13 protein-coding genes and 1 pseudogene are annotated in these 14,376 nt (G+C 53.5%); 2 read left to right on the forward strand and 12 right to left on the reverse strand.

Annotated features, from left to right (window positions below):
- Positions 1-36: 36 nt before the first annotated feature.
- The 7 genes from BLT35_RS11485 to BLT35_RS11515 are packed head-to-tail and all read right to left on the reverse strand — an operon-like array spanning position 37 to position 6,164.
- A complete protein-coding gene (locus tag BLT35_RS11485) occupies positions 37-867 on the reverse strand; it encodes a DODA-type extradiol aromatic ring-opening family dioxygenase (protein ID WP_054817586.1) in 831 nt (276 codons plus the stop codon).
- 31 nt (positions 868-898) lie between these two features.
- Positions 899-1,093, reverse strand: coding sequence for a 4-oxalocrotonate tautomerase (locus BLT35_RS11490; protein ID WP_054817585.1), 195 nt, complete (start codon positions 1,091-1,093; stop codon positions 899-901).
- 30 nt (positions 1,094-1,123) lie between these two features.
- Positions 1,124-1,909, reverse strand: coding sequence for a 2-keto-4-pentenoate hydratase (locus BLT35_RS11495; RefSeq protein WP_074728051.1), 786 nt, complete (start codon positions 1,907-1,909; stop codon positions 1,124-1,126).
- A 13-nt stretch (positions 1,910-1,922) separates the two neighbouring features.
- Entirely contained in the window at positions 1,923-2,951 is a 1,029-nt protein-coding gene (dmpG, locus tag BLT35_RS11500; RefSeq protein WP_062406367.1) for a 4-hydroxy-2-oxovalerate aldolase, read from the reverse strand.
- A gap of 14 nt (positions 2,952-2,965) precedes the next feature.
- Positions 2,966-3,850, reverse strand: coding sequence for an acetaldehyde dehydrogenase (acetylating) (locus BLT35_RS11505; RefSeq protein WP_062406366.1), 885 nt, complete (start codon positions 3,848-3,850; stop codon positions 2,966-2,968).
- A gap of 46 nt (positions 3,851-3,896) precedes the next feature.
- Positions 3,897-4,685, reverse strand: a complete 789-nt coding sequence (locus tag BLT35_RS11510; RefSeq protein WP_437438531.1) for a 2-keto-4-pentenoate hydratase — start codon at positions 4,683-4,685, stop codon at positions 3,897-3,899.
- A gap of 12 nt (positions 4,686-4,697) precedes the next feature.
- Entirely contained in the window at positions 4,698-6,164 is a 1,467-nt protein-coding gene (locus tag BLT35_RS11515) for an aldehyde dehydrogenase (RefSeq protein ID WP_062406362.1), read from the reverse strand.
- Positions 6,165-6,445: 281 nt separating this feature from the next.
- Between BLT35_RS11515 and BLT35_RS11520 the strand changes: the two genes are divergently transcribed.
- The gene (locus tag BLT35_RS11520) at positions 6,446-7,381 is read left to right on the forward strand and encodes an amidohydrolase family protein (protein ID WP_074728055.1); all 936 of its coding nucleotides are present in this window, start codon (positions 6,446-6,448) and stop codon (positions 7,379-7,381) included.
- Between the two features lie 116 nt (positions 7,382-7,497).
- Positions 7,498-8,682, forward strand: a complete 1,185-nt coding sequence (gene pobA / locus BLT35_RS11525; protein WP_074728057.1) for a 4-hydroxybenzoate 3-monooxygenase — start codon at positions 7,498-7,500, stop codon at positions 8,680-8,682.
- 190 nt (positions 8,683-8,872) lie between these two features.
- Here the strand turns inward: pobA and BLT35_RS27540 are convergent.
- The 5 genes and pseudogenes from BLT35_RS27540 to BLT35_RS11550 all read right to left on the reverse strand — a co-directional run.
- Positions 8,873-9,049: pseudogene (locus BLT35_RS27540) on the reverse strand (aldehyde dehydrogenase family protein); the annotation flags it as partial.
- Positions 9,050-9,148: 99 nt separating this feature from the next.
- Positions 9,149-10,414, reverse strand: a complete 1,266-nt coding sequence (locus BLT35_RS11535; protein ID WP_074728059.1) for a pyridoxal-phosphate-dependent aminotransferase family protein — start codon at positions 10,412-10,414, stop codon at positions 9,149-9,151.
- Complete coding sequence (locus BLT35_RS11540; RefSeq protein WP_074728061.1) at positions 10,411-11,697, reverse strand: Zn-dependent hydrolase; 1,287 nt, start codon at positions 11,695-11,697, stop codon at positions 10,411-10,413. Before BLT35_RS11540 ends, BLT35_RS11535 begins: the two co-directional genes overlap by 4 nt.
- Before the next feature lie 131 nt (positions 11,698-11,828).
- Complete coding sequence (locus BLT35_RS11545; protein ID WP_074728062.1) at positions 11,829-13,193, reverse strand: allantoinase; 1,365 nt, start codon at positions 13,191-13,193, stop codon at positions 11,829-11,831.
- Between the two features lie 73 nt (positions 13,194-13,266).
- Positions 13,267-14,364 (reverse strand): ABC transporter substrate-binding protein, encoded by a 1,098-nt coding sequence (locus BLT35_RS11550; RefSeq protein ID WP_074728063.1) that lies wholly within the window; start codon positions 14,362-14,364, stop codon positions 13,267-13,269.
- Positions 14,365-14,376 lie beyond the last annotated feature (12 nt).

A 14,376-nucleotide genomic window follows, 5' to 3' on the forward strand; every position in this document is an offset into this window, starting at 1 on the left:
AAGAAGCGGAAGATCTATTCGGGTCTGTTCCGGTTCTTATGCCGTGATATGGGCGGATTCTGTCGATCCGGGCTGAAAAGTCATCACCACATTGGCGCTTGCCGAGGATTGCCCGTATCCGTAATATTTGCTTGTATAATTTCCTTCCAGCACTCCGAGCAGCATCGCCAGATGGCGGCCCCCGGACTCAACGGACGCCGCTTTGGCATATTGGGGAAGCATCTTCCATGCCGATTGCAAATCATTGTGATTGAGATAGTCCAGGAATTGTTTATCCAGCGCCTGTTCGGATATGGACGGCATGACCTCGGGACCTCTCACAAGATTGTGGGAAAGCGCTCCGCTGCTTACAAAAACGGCCCGCTTTTCACTTTCCCGCAATACCTTTCCTACTTGCTGCCCCCACTGATAGGTTTCTTCCAAATTTGCCGCCCATGTCACGGAAAGATCGATAACCGGGATGTCCCCCTTGGGCACGAGATACCGGAGAGGGACAACAGTTCCATAATCCCACACATAGGTCGGATCATTTACTTTTACGACGGAAAGTCCGGCCTGCTGGCCCGCCTCCACCAACCGGCTCCCCAGCTGCTCGTCTCCGGGATATTCATAGGGAACATCGGAAATCAATTCGGGACATTCAAACGCCGTTAGAATGCCTTTGTGATGCGGTGTCGCATCCACAAGATGGTGAAAGCTCGACATCCAATGGCAGGAGATGAGGACGATGACATCCGGTTTCAGGCTTGCAATCACATCTGCGGCTTCATGCATGGATCGAACCAATTCTTTTTGAAACGCCGGTGCTTGCTCCTCATGGCACATACGAGGCGTGTGGGGTACCAGTAAACCCAATTCAATGGACATTTACATTTCCTCCTCCATGTTCATTCACAATTTATCTGCCCGGAATATCCGACACGGATACTCCGCCGATCCCCCAGTGTGTTTTCGGTATTTCAGTGACAATCACACGGACGCTTTCTTTTTTTACTTCCAGTGTATGGCATACCGTCTCCGTAACATTCCGAATCACTTCCTTGACCTTCTCTTCGGATCTTCCTTCCAGCAGTTGAATATTCACAATGGGCATCGTATGGAATCCTCCGCTTACGGTATAGTTTTATTCTGTCACCCTAAAGCCAACCTGCCCCAATCCGTCAAACTTTGCCGTTATCGTATCGCCGGCGTTCAAGATCAGGGCGCCTGTTATACCTCCGGTCAAAATGATGTCTCCCGCTTTTACTTTCTCGCCTTTTCTGGCCAGCATATTGGCCAGCATAGCAACCGAATTGGCCGGATGTCCCAGGACGGCGGCTCCCACCCCCAAATCCTTGATTTCCCCATTGATCGAGAGGGTCACGCCGACCAAATCCAGCTCCAGGTTATCAGGCCGTTGAAGCACGGTTCCAAATACCACCCGGGAAGAGGAAGCATTGTCGGCAATGACATCCGGCAAGGTAAATTTAAAATTTTCGTAACGGCTATCGATAATCTCGAGCGCCGGCACCACATACTCCGTAGCGGCAAGCACCTGGGTTCCCGTAACGGCCGGGCCTTCCATATCTTTGCCCATGACAAAGGCGATCTCCGCCTCCACTTTAGGATGGATCAATTCCCGCATCGAAACCGTTCCGCCTTCGGGAACCGCCATATAGTCGAATATATATCCGTAAATCGGCTCTTCCACGTTCATTTGCTTCATTTTGGCCTGGCTGGTTAGACCCATTTTCGGTCCGATGATCCGATGCCCCCGCTGACGTTTGATCGCGACCAATTCAGCGAGCACTTGATAGGCATCCTCTATGGTCATGTCAGGATAATCAGCCGTAATTCGAACAACTTCACGTTTCTCCATTTCGGCCCGGTGCAGAAATTCGGCTGTAGATTTAAAATCGAGCGCGCGCATCTTCTTCCCTCCCCTAACGGACAGCAGGCTCCTGCCTGGATTTGGCGATTTCCGCCGCTACATCCACAATCATATCTTCTTGACCGCCGACCACTTTCCGCCTGCCAAGTTCAATTAAAATGTCCCGCGAATCAATATTGAATTTTTGGGCTGCACGCTTTGCATGAAGCAGAAAACTGGAGTAGACGCCCGCATACCCCATCACCAGGCTGTCTCTCGTGATCTCCTGCGGCACCTGGAGGATAGGCGCTACAATCTCTTCCGCCAGGTCCATCATTTTGTACAAGTCAACCCCTGTAGATAAACCTAATCGTTCCAAAACGGCAATTAAGACTTCCGTTTGGGTATTTCCGGCTCCCGCTCCCAGGCAGCGAACGCTGCCGTCGATTCGGGTAGCCCCTTCTTCTATAGCCACCAACGTATTGGCCATGGCAAGCGATAAATTGTTATGTGCATGGAATCCGATCGGAATGCCCAGATGCTGCCGAAGGGCCCGAATCCGCTCTTTCACTTCATGAGGGAGAAGGGCTCCCGCCGAGTCGACGACATAGACGGTATCCGCTCCGTAGCTCTCCATCAATTTGGCCTGTTCAACAAGCTTTTCGACCGGAGCCATGTGGGACATCATCAGAAATCCAACCGCTTCCAATCCAAGCTCCTTGGTTAAAGCGATATGCTGCGCCGACACATCCGCCTCTGTCACATGGGTAGCAATACGCGCCATTTTGACGCCCAGGTTTGCGGCCTGCCTCAGCTCTTCCATCGTACCGATGCCGGGCAAAAGCAGTACGGCTATCCGGGCTTGCCGGCATACCGCTACCGCAGCCTCAATCAATTCCAGCTCATGGGTGCGGGATAGGCCATACTGCAGGGACGAACCGGCCAGCCCGTCTCCGTGAGACACCTCAATATAAGGGATGTTCGCTTCATCCAGCGCTTTGGCCACTTTGGACACCTGGTCTACGGTATACTGGTGGGCGATCGCATGGCTTCCGTCACGCAATGCCACTTCGGTGATTAAAATCCGCTTATCTTGCGTCATGAATGCTCCCTCCTTTATATCGCTTTTTGCGTCAAACGGTGCTGCGCCAATTCTTCGGCCACCTTCACGGCTGCGGCCGTCATGATATCGAGGTTGCCCGAGTACTTCGGCAGGTAATCCCCCGCGCCTTCCACTTCCAGAAATACGGTGACTTTATTTCCTTCAAAGATGGGCTCCGTTCTCAGCCGATAGCCGGGAACGTAAGATTGTACCGATTTGACCATAGCGTGAATCGAATCCTTGATTTTGTCCTCGTCCAATTGTTCTTCCGCCACTAAAGCATACACCGTGTCCCTCATAAGAATAGGTGGCTCGGCCGGATTCAAAATAATAATGGCTTTTCCTTTTTGCGCCCCTCCGATAACTTCAATCCCCCGTGCCGTTGTTTGCGTAAATTCGTCAATGTTCGCACGCGTTCCCGGTCCTGCGCTTTTACTGGATATTGTCGCAACAATTTCCGCATATTGCACCGGACTGACCCGGTTGATCGCATGAACGATCGGGATGGTCGCCTGTCCTCCGCAAGTCACGAGGTTAATATTGTCCTCTGCGATATGCTCGCCAAGGTTGACCGGAGGAATGACCAAAGCGCCGACGGCGGCAGGGGTCAAATCAAGCACGCGCTTTCCCGCTTCCTTCAATAATTTCGCATGGCGGATATGCGCTTTGGCGGAAGTCGCATCAAACACAATGTCCGCAAGCTCCGGACGCTCCAGAAATCCCTTGATCCCCGTAGTAATCGTTTCGAATCCCCGCTCTTTGGCGCGAAGCAGACCGTCGGACTCCGGATCAATACCGATCATGGCGGTTAACTGCAGTATGTTGGAGCGCTCTAATTTCAGCATCAAATCCGTGCCGATATTACCTGATCCCAGAATGGCTGCTTTGATTTTGGACATGGAAGCCCACTCCTTTCATATCTTCGGTACCCTTCATGCTTGAACGCTAAAATCGAACCTTGACTTCGCCTAAATGGGCAAATCTCGCCAGGAAAGAATCTCCCGGCCCGGCATTTACGGCAGCGGAAAGAGCGCCTGAGAGAATCACTTCGCCTGCTTTGAGTACAATGCCAAACTCGGATAATTTATTGGCCAGCCAAGCCACGCATGCAGCCGGGTGTCCCAAAGCGGCCGCGCCCACCCCTGTGTTCATGATTTCGCCGTTCTTATACAGAACGACGCCAAGCTGTGCAAGATCGATCTGATCTACGGAATGAGGCTTTCCCCCTAACACATAAAGTCCGGAAGAAGCGTTGTCGGCGATCGTATCCTGCAGTTTAATTTTCCAGTCGGCTATCCTGCTGTCCACAATTTCCAGAGCAGGAATAATATAATCGGTGGCTTTCAAGACATCCATCACCGTAATCCCCGGCCCCGCCAAGTCCTGCTTCAGCACAAAAGCAATCTCGGCTTCGACTTTAGGCTGTAGTACCCGGTCCAAAGTGATTTGGCTCCCGTTTTCCGCCGCCATACTATCCAATAAGTGGCCGTAATCCGGCTGATCCACGCCTAGCAATTGCTGCATGGCAAGGGAGGTCAGGCCGATTTTCTTTCCGACGATGCGCTGTCCGGCGTCCACTTGCTTTTGAATGCCATAAAGCTGAACCTGATAGGCCTGCTCCACCGTCAAATCCGGATCAAGCTCCGTAAGGGGCGAAACCCCTTGACGTTCTGCGACCGCCTTCTCAAGATGTTCGGCATATTGTATCGTTTTCCGATCAAACCTGGAACTCAACGCCATTCCCTCCTATAGTTTGATACAAACATTCGTCAATTCGGTATAGAACTCGAAGCTGTGAATACCGCCTTCACGACCAATGCCGCTTTGCTTCATACCGCCGAACGGAGTCCGTAAATCACGCAAAAACCACGTGTTCACCCAAACGATACCCGCTTCAATCCGGCCTGCTACCCGATGGGCCCGGCGCAGATCATTGGTCCAGATCGACGCGCTCAAGCCGTAGTGCGTATCGTTGGCCTGGGCAATGACTTCTTCTTCTTCATCAAACGGCATCACCGTTACCACCGGCCCGAAAATCTCCTCGCGCACGACGCGGCAATTGCGGTTTAATCCTGTGATGATCGTCGGCTCAAGAAAATATCCCCTCTCCAATCCTTCGGGACGCTTGCCGCCGATCAGAATTTGCCCTCCTTCTTCCTGGGCCAGCCGGATATAGCCGGTTACACGCTCATAATGCTCCGCCCCTACAAGCGCCCCTACCTTTGAATGATGATCAAACGGATCTCCGACAACAAGCTCTTTGGCTTTCGCCGTAAATTTGTGCAGGAATTGTTCGTATACGGGCCGCTCTACATAAATGCGCGACCCGCACAAACACACTTCTCCCTGGTTAATAAAGCTCGATTTCAACGTGGTTTCAATGACTTCATCCAGATCCGCATCGGCAAAGATGATATTCGGATTTTTGCCGCCGAGCTCGTAAGAAAGCTTTTTTAACGACCGGGAGGCCGCCTTCATGATGATTTTCCCGGTTTCCGTTTCCCCCGTGAAGGAAATGGCGTCTACATCGGGATGCTCCGATAATGCCGAACCGGCGGAATCGGGGCCAAAGCCGTTGACAATGTTCACCACGCCGTCGGGCACGCCCGCTTCGCGGCAAATTTCCCCCAGGATCGTAGCCGTCATCGGGGTTAATTCGGCCGGTTTGATGACGCACGTATTGCCAGCTGCAAGACAGGGAGCCAGCTTCCAGGTCAGCAATAGCAGAGGCAGGTTCCAGGGATTAATCAAGCCGACGACGCCTACTGGACGACGAATGGAATAGTTGATAGCAACGTCATCCGTATGGTAAGCTTCGTTGCCGACAGAACGCAGATAATCGGCAAAGAAATGAAAGTTAAAGGCGGAGCGCGGAATATCGACCGAGCTTGAAAGCCATAACGGTTTGCCGGTGTCCAGCGATTCCAGCCTGGCTAACTCATCCTTTCGCTCCAGAATAATATCTCCGATCCGGCGAATCACGGCAATACGGTCATTGAGGGTCATGGTTTTCCACGGTCCGTTTAACGCTCTTCTCGCCGCTCCCACAGCGAGGTCAATTTCTTCCTTCCCGCCTTCGGAGACCTTGCCCAATACTTCTTCCGTTGCCGGATTAATATTATCAAAGGTCCTTCCGTTGAAGGATGAAATATATTGTCCGTTTATGAAATGCTTGCAATCCATAGATCTTACTTGATCTTGTACAGCCGACATAAGTAAACCTCCTTATTTTTGGAAGGAATTTTTGGAATAAAATTGAAATACAGCGCTTACATATTGCTTTTTTATTAGCTTACCTGAATACAATTTTATATACAACACCATTGTTCCTCTATACGCAACAATTAAATTTATTTTTTAAAGTATTTTTTTGTGATCCCGGCTGTGCTAAAATAAGTACATTTCCTTATACAAGACTATCGTTCTTGTATATGCAACAATTTGGCGTCGATCACCGTGGCTTATGAAGCGGACGATGCAAGGAGCGTGGTTTGATGTTTGATGTACACACCCACTTTATTCCCCCGGATGTGATGCTCTGGCTGAAGGATCATCAACAGACCGTCCATGCCAAGTGGGAAAGAAGAGCACCGGATCAGGAAGATTTTCTAACGGTGAACGGCAAATGGAGCTTTGAACTGAAAAAGGCTTTTATTGAACCCCATCGATACCTGCAGGAACAGGAAGCGGCCGGCGTTGCTCATTCCCTGGTTTCACCGATCCCCCAGCTTTTTATGTATGACTTTCCCGATGAAATCACAGATGAACTCTCCGCCGTCTATAACCGATCGCTAGCCGATTGGGTCCAGGCCCATCCCGACAGAATTTCTGCATTGGCCACCGTTCCGCTGAACAATCCCGTTCTTGCGGCAAAAGAATTAAAGCAGGCGATGGAGTGGGGATTAAAAGGGGCCATTATCGGGCCCGGCCTATCCCATCGGATGCTGACGGACGATTTTTTTACCCCGTTCTGGGAGGAAGCCGATGCCCGGAGAGCGATTATTTTTATCCATCCGTTACTGTGCGAAGACCCTCGTCTAAAGAAGCGAATGATGCCCAATCTCATCGGCGTTCCCTGGGAGACGACGGTGTGTGCTGCGGATTTATTGCTGAGCGGAATGCTGGACAAATATCGGAACGTCAAAATATTACTGGCCCATGGAGGCGGATTTCTGCCTTACCAGATCGGGCGCTTGAATGAAGGCTATACCAAATGGAAAGCGGTTTCCTCTATGCTGGAAAGCCCTCCCGGCGATTATTTGCGCCGTTTCTGGTTTGACACGGTGCTGTGGAATGGAGCAAGCTTGCGCTGCCTGATTGATTTGGTAGGTGAAGAACAAGTGGTTCCCGGCTCCGATTTTCCATTCGATCTTTGCTCATGGCCCCCCGAATTCGACGGCGGAACCGGCATTAAGGGACTAATGGGATGACAGCTTCGGGCCGGCATTTTTTTGCCGGAATGAACGCGTTTGCGTTACGGTGGTAGGTTTTGATTTTCATAGATTTGGGATTTAAGCCAATAACATCATTACAGGAGGTCTCAACCATGCGTACACAAGTGGGAATTATCGGGGCGGGACCGGCAGGTCTCATGCTTTCGCATCTTCTGCATCTCCAGGGAATAGAGTCGGTCATCATCGAGAACCGGACCCGCGAAGAAATCGAGGGAACGATCCGTGCAGGCGTACTTGAGCAGGGCACCGTCGATCTCATGAAAGCAACGGGCGTCGGCGAACGGCTTAGCAGGGAAGCGCATTTTCACCATGGGATCGAGCTTCGCTTCAACCGCAAGGGCCACCGCATTAACATGCATGAGCTTACCGGCGGAAAGAATGTGACGGTATATGCCCAGCATGAGGTCATCAAGGATCTGGTTGCCGCCCGTCTCCAAGCCGGCGGGGAATTGATTTTCAATGCGGGCGACGTCAGCCTGCACGATCTGGACACCGCCACACCGAAAATCCGTTACCGCAAGGACAAAGCTGGAGAGCTCCAGGAAATCGTTTGTGACTTTATCGCCGGATGCGACGGCTTCCACGGCCCGTGCAGAGCGGCGATCCCGGGAACCGTCCGCAAGACTTACGAGAAAAAATATCCGCTCGGCTGGCTCGGCATCCTTATCGAAGCACCGCCGTCAGCGCCTGAACTGGTCTACGCCCATCATGAACGCGGTTTTGCACTGCTCAGCACACGTTCACCGGAGATTCAGCGCCTCTACATCCAGGTCGATCCCAGAGATGACATCGCCAACTGGTCCGACGACCGCATATGGACGGAGCTCCATGCCAGGCTGGAGACCGATGAAGGGTGGAAACTGATCGAAGGCCCGATTATTCAGAAGGGCATCATTGCCATGCGCAGCTTTGTGTGCGATCCGATGCAGTACGGCAGGCTCTTCCTGGCCGGAGACGCGGCGCATATCGTCCCGCCGACCGGCGCCAAAGGGCTTAATCTGGCCGTTGCGGATGTCCAAGTCCTGGCACGCGGCTTTGACGCCTTCTACAAAACCAGAAAAACGGAGCTGCTTGAGCGTTATTCCGCGACCTGTCTGCGCCGCATCTGGAAGGCTGAGCGCTTCTCCTCTTTCATGACATCACTGCTGCACGTCAATATGGACCACAGCCCGTTCGAGCGAGGTATCCAACTTGCCGAACTGGATTATATCACTTCCTCCCGGGCCGCCTCGACCAGCCTTGCAGAGAACTATGTCGGGCTCCCCATGGAATGGTAAGAAAAACACAACGGGCGCACACCGATTAGGTGATGCGCCCGTTGAGCATGGTCTCCTATGGATATGTATACTTTATAGGCGTAGGCCGCCTCCAGCTGCAATGCCGGACGACGGCCGCTGCATTGACCTCTGATCTATTTTCAACCTTGTCAGCTTGGGTATGGGAAATCCGAGGTTTTACCGTTTGATCAAATCTGCCGCTGCCGCTTGCTTTGTTTCCTCCAAACGGAATCACGGGACTGTCATTCACCGTTTGGTCGGTCATATGGGTCATTCCGCTCTCGATTTGCAGCGCAAGCTCCTCTCCTCTTTCCAGATCAGACGTAACGATAGAGGAGCTTAAACCATATTCCGTATCGCTTGCGATGGCGCTGGCAGTGGGGGTGTGCCTCTCCCGCTGGCCACTGCGCTGAAAATCAGCCTTACAGGCGGCGTTTTCCCGGCGCCTGTTAGATGGATTTTCAATCTAACGGACGCCAGCGGACGCCTCATACACAGTGCCTTTCGCTTCCATATACACATCTAACGCAGCCTGCACGGCCCGGCCGGCGTCGATTTTGGCCCGGTGCCGGATCAGCACGGCTTCAAGCGCGCCCAGCACATGAAGCACATTTCTTTGATTGCTGCTGTATCCCATGGTACCGATTCTCCAAATTTTCCCCTTCAGCGGGCCGAAGGAGCTGGCAATCTCCACGCTAAACTCGCTGAGAAGCATATGCATCACCGAATCCCCCGATATTCCCTCCGGGACTTGAACACAGGTCACTACCGGAAGCTTGCAGTCCGGATCGCCGAACAGCAACAATCCCATGGCCTGCAGCCCGGCGACCAGAGCCTTTTCCTGGAGCTTATGCCGGGCAAAACGCTGCTCCAATCCCTCCTCCAGCACAAGGCGCAAGCCTTCCCTGAGCGCATACAGCATGGAGGTAGCCTCCGTATGGTGGTTCAAACGGCGCGGTCCCCAATAGTCCTGCAGCTGGCTCAAGTCGAAATAATTGCTGCGGATCGTTCTCCCCGAACAGCTCAAGTCGACATGGGGATCGCGCAGCCCGCGCTCCACTTGCTTGCGTTTGCGGATTTTCGATTCCGCTCTTTCGTTGTAGGTGATCGGGGCCATGCCGGACGGCACCGACAGGCATTTTTGCGTACCGCCTATCGCCGCATCAATCATCCATTCGTCTACCCGTACGTCCGTCCCTCCGATCGTAGCCACCGCATCCACAATGAACAGCGCATCCAGCTCCCGGCACGCCCGGCCGATCTCCTGAAGAGGCTGCATCCGGCCTGTAGACGTCTCTCCGTGCACCATAGCAACCACATCCGGACGTTCCCGCTTCATCAAGGCGATGACCTGCCCGGGGTCAAATACTTTGCCCCACTCTTGTTCCATTGTCATCACCTCGGCTCCGCACCGCTCGGCGATTTCCGCGAGAAGATGTCCGAATCGCCCGTAAATGGGAACCAATACCTTGTCGCCCGGCTCAATAAGACTGACCATGACGGCCTCGATACCGGAGCGGGAAGTACCGTCGATCGGAAAGGCATACTCATTCCCGGTTTGAAACACTTCACGCAGCATGCCCATCGTTTCATTCATGATATCGGTAAATTCGGGATCGAACTGCCCCAGAATCGGCGTGGCCATCGCCCTCAGCACGCGCGGATCCACCTCCACAGGGCCGGGGGTCATGATGGTGCGCAATGACGGTGCCAGATCTTTGTATTTTCTCATCGCAATTCCTCCTTGTAACCGTACAAATACAACCATTCCACCAACGTAACGATGCCGTCCGCCAAATCCCGGGGATCGCTGTACTCCAGCGGCGAGTGGCTGATCCCTTCTTTGCTCGGAACAAACAGCATGGTCGTCGGGCAGACTGCCTGAAACATCTGCGCATCATGCCCCGCTCCGCTGAACATAGAGCGGTAGGCAAAGCCGCGCCCTTCACAGATGGATGCCAAGCTGCGGTTCATATCCGCATTCATCCGGACCGGGTGCATGCTCATCCATTCATGAAAATCGACCGACAGCTGCCTCCGCTCGGCGATCTCTGCAAAAACGCTCTTGAATGTGCTGCAAAACTGCTCCAGCACTTCCGAATCGGCATCGCGAACATCCACCGTAAAAACGACCTGGCCGGGGATGACATTGGCCAAATTAGGCTGTACCTGCAGTTGACCCGTCGTAGCCACGAAAGGCTCCCTTTGCGACAAAGCCGTTTTTTCCAGAAACGCTATCATTTCGCACGCTCCGGCCAATGCATCCCGGCGCAGCTTCATCGGTGTGGTTCCCGCATGGTTGGCCGTTCCGTCGACCCGCACCATAAACCGCTTTTGCCCGACGATGCCGTCCACGATTCCGATAGACAGCCGTTCCCGTTCGAGGACTAATCCCTGTTCGATATGCAGCTCTATGAAGCCGGCAAGAGCGCTGCGGCGCGGCGACGGATACCTGCCGAGCCCGAAGCCTGCGGCCTCCATCGCTTCCTGCAGGCTGATGCCGTCGATATCCCGAATCGCCGGAACCGCATCCAGAGCGTACTTTCCCGTAATATTGCCCGATCCCCAATACGTCAGCGGAAAACGGCTGCCCTCTTCTTCACACAATGAAACAACCTCCAGCGTTCTCCGCGGAGCCCCAAACCGTTCCTGCAAATATGTCAGCGCAATCATGCCGGCCAATATCCCGTAAGCGCCGTCGTACCTGCCGCCGCACTTGACGGTGTCGAGATGGGAACCCGTCAGCAGGACCGGCTCATCCGGACAGCTTCCCTCCAACCGCCCGAACAAATTGCCGCAATCGTCGTAATAGGCGTGCAGTCCCGCCTCTGCCATCCGCCGGGCCAGCGCTTGCTGGGCCAAGCTCCAGGCGTCGCTGTACAGGAAACGGGTAACTCCTCCCGACGCATCCTTGCCATAGTCCGCCAACCATTCAATCGCCTGCTGAATATCCGCTGCAAATCGTGAACGGTCGCTATCGGACACTTGAAGTTCGGTCACGTATTTATCTGCCATCTTGAAGCACCCTTTCACGAAAAATCTGCTCGGATTGTTTAACGATAACGATAAAGAAAATATGCATTTTCAGCGGTGCTGAACGCCTCCGAATCGCGGCCGCTCATCCCTGAACGGCTTTACTTGACGGTTCAGGAGCGCAGCCATCGTCCGTTTTTGGGATTCGTTATGCCGGATTGCCAATCATAAACGAGCTGCCCCCGAACGAGCGTGTACTTTACCCGGCATTCCATTTGTTTGCCTACATAAGGATTGTGCTTATGCCGGTCGTACAAATGCTCCTTCTGCAAAACGTAGGGCGCGGAAAAATCGACGATCGCCAAATCCGCATCCGCCCCTGGCCTGATCTCCCCCTTTGTACTGTGCAGCCCAAAGCGGCGGGCCGGATGGGTGGACAGCATGCGGCATAATAAAGGGAGCGGAATGTCCCGCCGGACGTAGCCTTCGCCAAGGAACAGCTCCAGAGAGCTTTGCGCCCCGGAAATGCCTCCCCAAATGTCGAACCAATTGTCGGACACCTTCAGCTCCGGCGGGCAGGGAGAATGGTCCGAGCTAATCATGTCGATATCTCCTTGCCTTATCGCCTCCCACAAGCCTTCCAGCTCCTCTTCCGTGCGCAGCGGAGGCGCGCACTTGGCCAGCGCCCCGATCTCCTCCATGGCATCGCCTGTGAGCATCAGGTAATGCGGGCAGGTTTCGAGCGTTACATTCAAGCCCGCCCGCTTGGCGGTACGGATCTCCATTACCGCCGCAGGACTGCTGATATGGACAAAATGCAGCGCGCAGCCCGTCAGCTCCGCATAATACAAAGCTCTGCGGACCGCTTCAAACTCGGCATAAATCGGCCTGGAGTGCAAATAATCCTTTGCTGAAACCAGTCCTTTGCTTTGCTTCTCGGCAGCCAGCGCGCTGATGATCGGTTCGCTTTCGGCATGCAGGGCGAGAATTTTGCCCAATCTTGCAATCTCCCGCATCCCCTGATAAAGCGTCCGGTCGTCGACTTCGCGAAAAGCCCCCTCCTGCTTCCCGCCGGCTGCGGACAGGAAGGCTTTAAACCCGATCACTCCCGCTTCCGCTAAAGGCGCAAGCTGCTCTACATTACCGGGAACAAGCCCGCCCCAGAACGCATAATCGATGCAGGAACGCTGCTTGGCCAGCTCCAGCTTTTCCTTCAAGGCCGCCACCGTCGTCGTCGGCGGGAGGCAGTTGAGCGGCATATCGAAGTATGTCGTGCACCCTCCTGCGGCCAGTGCGGCCGAACCGCTTGGAATGCCTTCCCAATCGCCCAGGCCCGGCTCATTCAAATGAACATGGACGTCGATCATCCCCGGAACGGCCACTTGACCTCTGGCGTCAATCTCCATTCGGGCGGACTCCGCAATCGTCTCCTGAATGCAGGTAATCACCCCTCCAGCAATGCCGATATCCATTCGCTCAATCCGGTCATACCCGACGATATGCCCGCCCTTGATCACTACATCGAATTCCGCCGCCATGCTGTTTCCTCCTAGTCCGTTTACAAAATCAGTCCTTAAGATCGGAAGCGATCTTCAGGACTGACATGATTTCTTACTTCAATTCCGCTTTCACCAATTCGGGCGCTACTTCTTTGAGCAGGCTCAAATCGTGATAGCTTTTCGGATCCTGCAGCTCCCTGATATTCCCTACGCTTTTCAAGTAGCTGCCAACCGCTTCTCCGTTGCTGTCATTCAAGTAGTTATCATTCACTTCCATGCTGTACACATTGCGGTTCATAATTTCGGTCAGTTCGGCTTCCGTTAAGCGGAGCTCCGGCGAAAGAATTTTGATCGCTTCCTCACGGTTATTGTTAATGAAATCGGTCGCCTTGTTCAGAGCACGCAGCACCGCTTTGATCGTATTCGGATTTTTCTTCAAAAAGTCGTCCGTGACCTGAATCGTCGTATGCACGCTCATCCAATTGACATCGCCTTGTTTGTCCGGCAGCTCACTCTTCGTCCCGCTGAACAAAAATTTGCCTCCGCCCTGGATCGCCTTCGTAATGAACGGCTCCCATGCAGCCATCGCATCGATATCGCCTTTCTCCAGTGCGGTAACGGCATCGCTGGGCGCCAGATTCACGTACTTGATCTTCTTTGCATCGACGCCAAGCTCTTTGGCCATGTTGTCGATCGCGATGACGACGTCCGCACCGTTTGGTACGCCGATCGTTTTTCCTTCCAGATCCTTCGCGCTTTTGAGCTCTAAATGTTTACCTCCCACCACGGCCTGCGTACCGGCAATTTGCGCCAGCGGGGCAACGATTTTCACGCCGACATTATTGGATTTCAAAATGATATCCATAAAGTTGGTCTGGATGCTGATCGGCGCGCTTCCTCCGGCGACCATCGGGCCGATGTCCGGACCGCTTTCAATCAACTGACTCGTAACCTCCAGGCCTTCTTCCTTAAAATAACCCTTCTTGTCGGCAATGATTTGCTGCGAAGAGATTTGCGCATCGCGCACACCTACGAGGGTGAACTGTTTCAATTCAATGCCGTCGTTTTTCACATCAGATGCGTTCGGCGTGCTGCTTCCGCCCGGTTCCGCCGCATTTCCAGGTGATCCGCCCGAACCGCATGCCGCCAGATTCAATGCCATGGCCAATACGACGATTGTGCTTCCCAAAAACTTCAAACGTTTTTTCATGGTTACCCCTCC

The organism is Paenibacillus naphthalenovorans, from assembly GCF_900099895.1.
Taxonomy (GTDB): domain Bacteria; phylum Bacillota; class Bacilli; order Paenibacillales; family NBRC-103111; genus Paenibacillus_G; species Paenibacillus_G naphthalenovorans.

What these genes read in the sequence shown, in the direction of transcription:
- BLT35_RS11535 (WP_074728059.1), bottom strand. Translation starts at nt 10,414, where the DNA reads ATGAGAAAATACAAAGATCTGGCACCGTCATTGCGCACCATCATGACC.
- BLT35_RS11520 (WP_074728055.1), top strand. Translation starts at nt 6,446, where the DNA reads ATGTTTGATGTACACACCCACTTTATTCCCCCGGATGTGATGCTCTGG.
- BLT35_RS11515 (WP_062406362.1), bottom strand. Translation starts at nt 6,164, where the DNA reads ATGTCGGCTGTACAAGATCAAGTAAGATCTATGGATTGCAAGCATTTC.
- BLT35_RS11545 (WP_074728062.1), bottom strand. Translation starts at nt 13,193, where the DNA reads ATGGCGGCGGAATTCGATGTAGTGATCAAGGGCGGGCATATCGTCGGG.
- pobA (WP_074728057.1), top strand. Translation starts at nt 7,498, where the DNA reads ATGCGTACACAAGTGGGAATTATCGGGGCGGGACCGGCAGGTCTCATG.
- BLT35_RS11550 (WP_074728063.1), bottom strand. Translation starts at nt 14,364, where the DNA reads ATGAAAAAACGTTTGAAGTTTTTGGGAAGCACAATCGTCGTATTGGCC.
- BLT35_RS11485 (WP_054817586.1), bottom strand. Translation starts at nt 867, where the DNA reads ATGTCCATTGAATTGGGTTTACTGGTACCCCACACGCCTCGTATGTGC.
- BLT35_RS11540 (WP_074728061.1), bottom strand. Translation starts at nt 11,697, where the DNA reads ATGGCAGATAAATACGTGACCGAACTTCAAGTGTCCGATAGCGACCGT.
- BLT35_RS11495 (WP_074728051.1), bottom strand. Translation starts at nt 1,909, where the DNA reads ATGCGCGCGCTCGATTTTAAATCTACAGCCGAATTTCTGCACCGGGCC.
- dmpG (WP_062406367.1), bottom strand. Translation starts at nt 2,951, where the DNA reads ATGACGCAAGATAAGCGGATTTTAATCACCGAAGTGGCATTGCGTGAC.
- BLT35_RS11490 (WP_054817585.1), bottom strand. Translation starts at nt 1,093, where the DNA reads ATGCCCATTGTGAATATTCAACTGCTGGAAGGAAGATCCGAAGAGAAG.
- BLT35_RS11505 (WP_062406366.1), bottom strand. Translation starts at nt 3,850, where the DNA reads ATGTCCAAAATCAAAGCAGCCATTCTGGGATCAGGTAATATCGGCACG.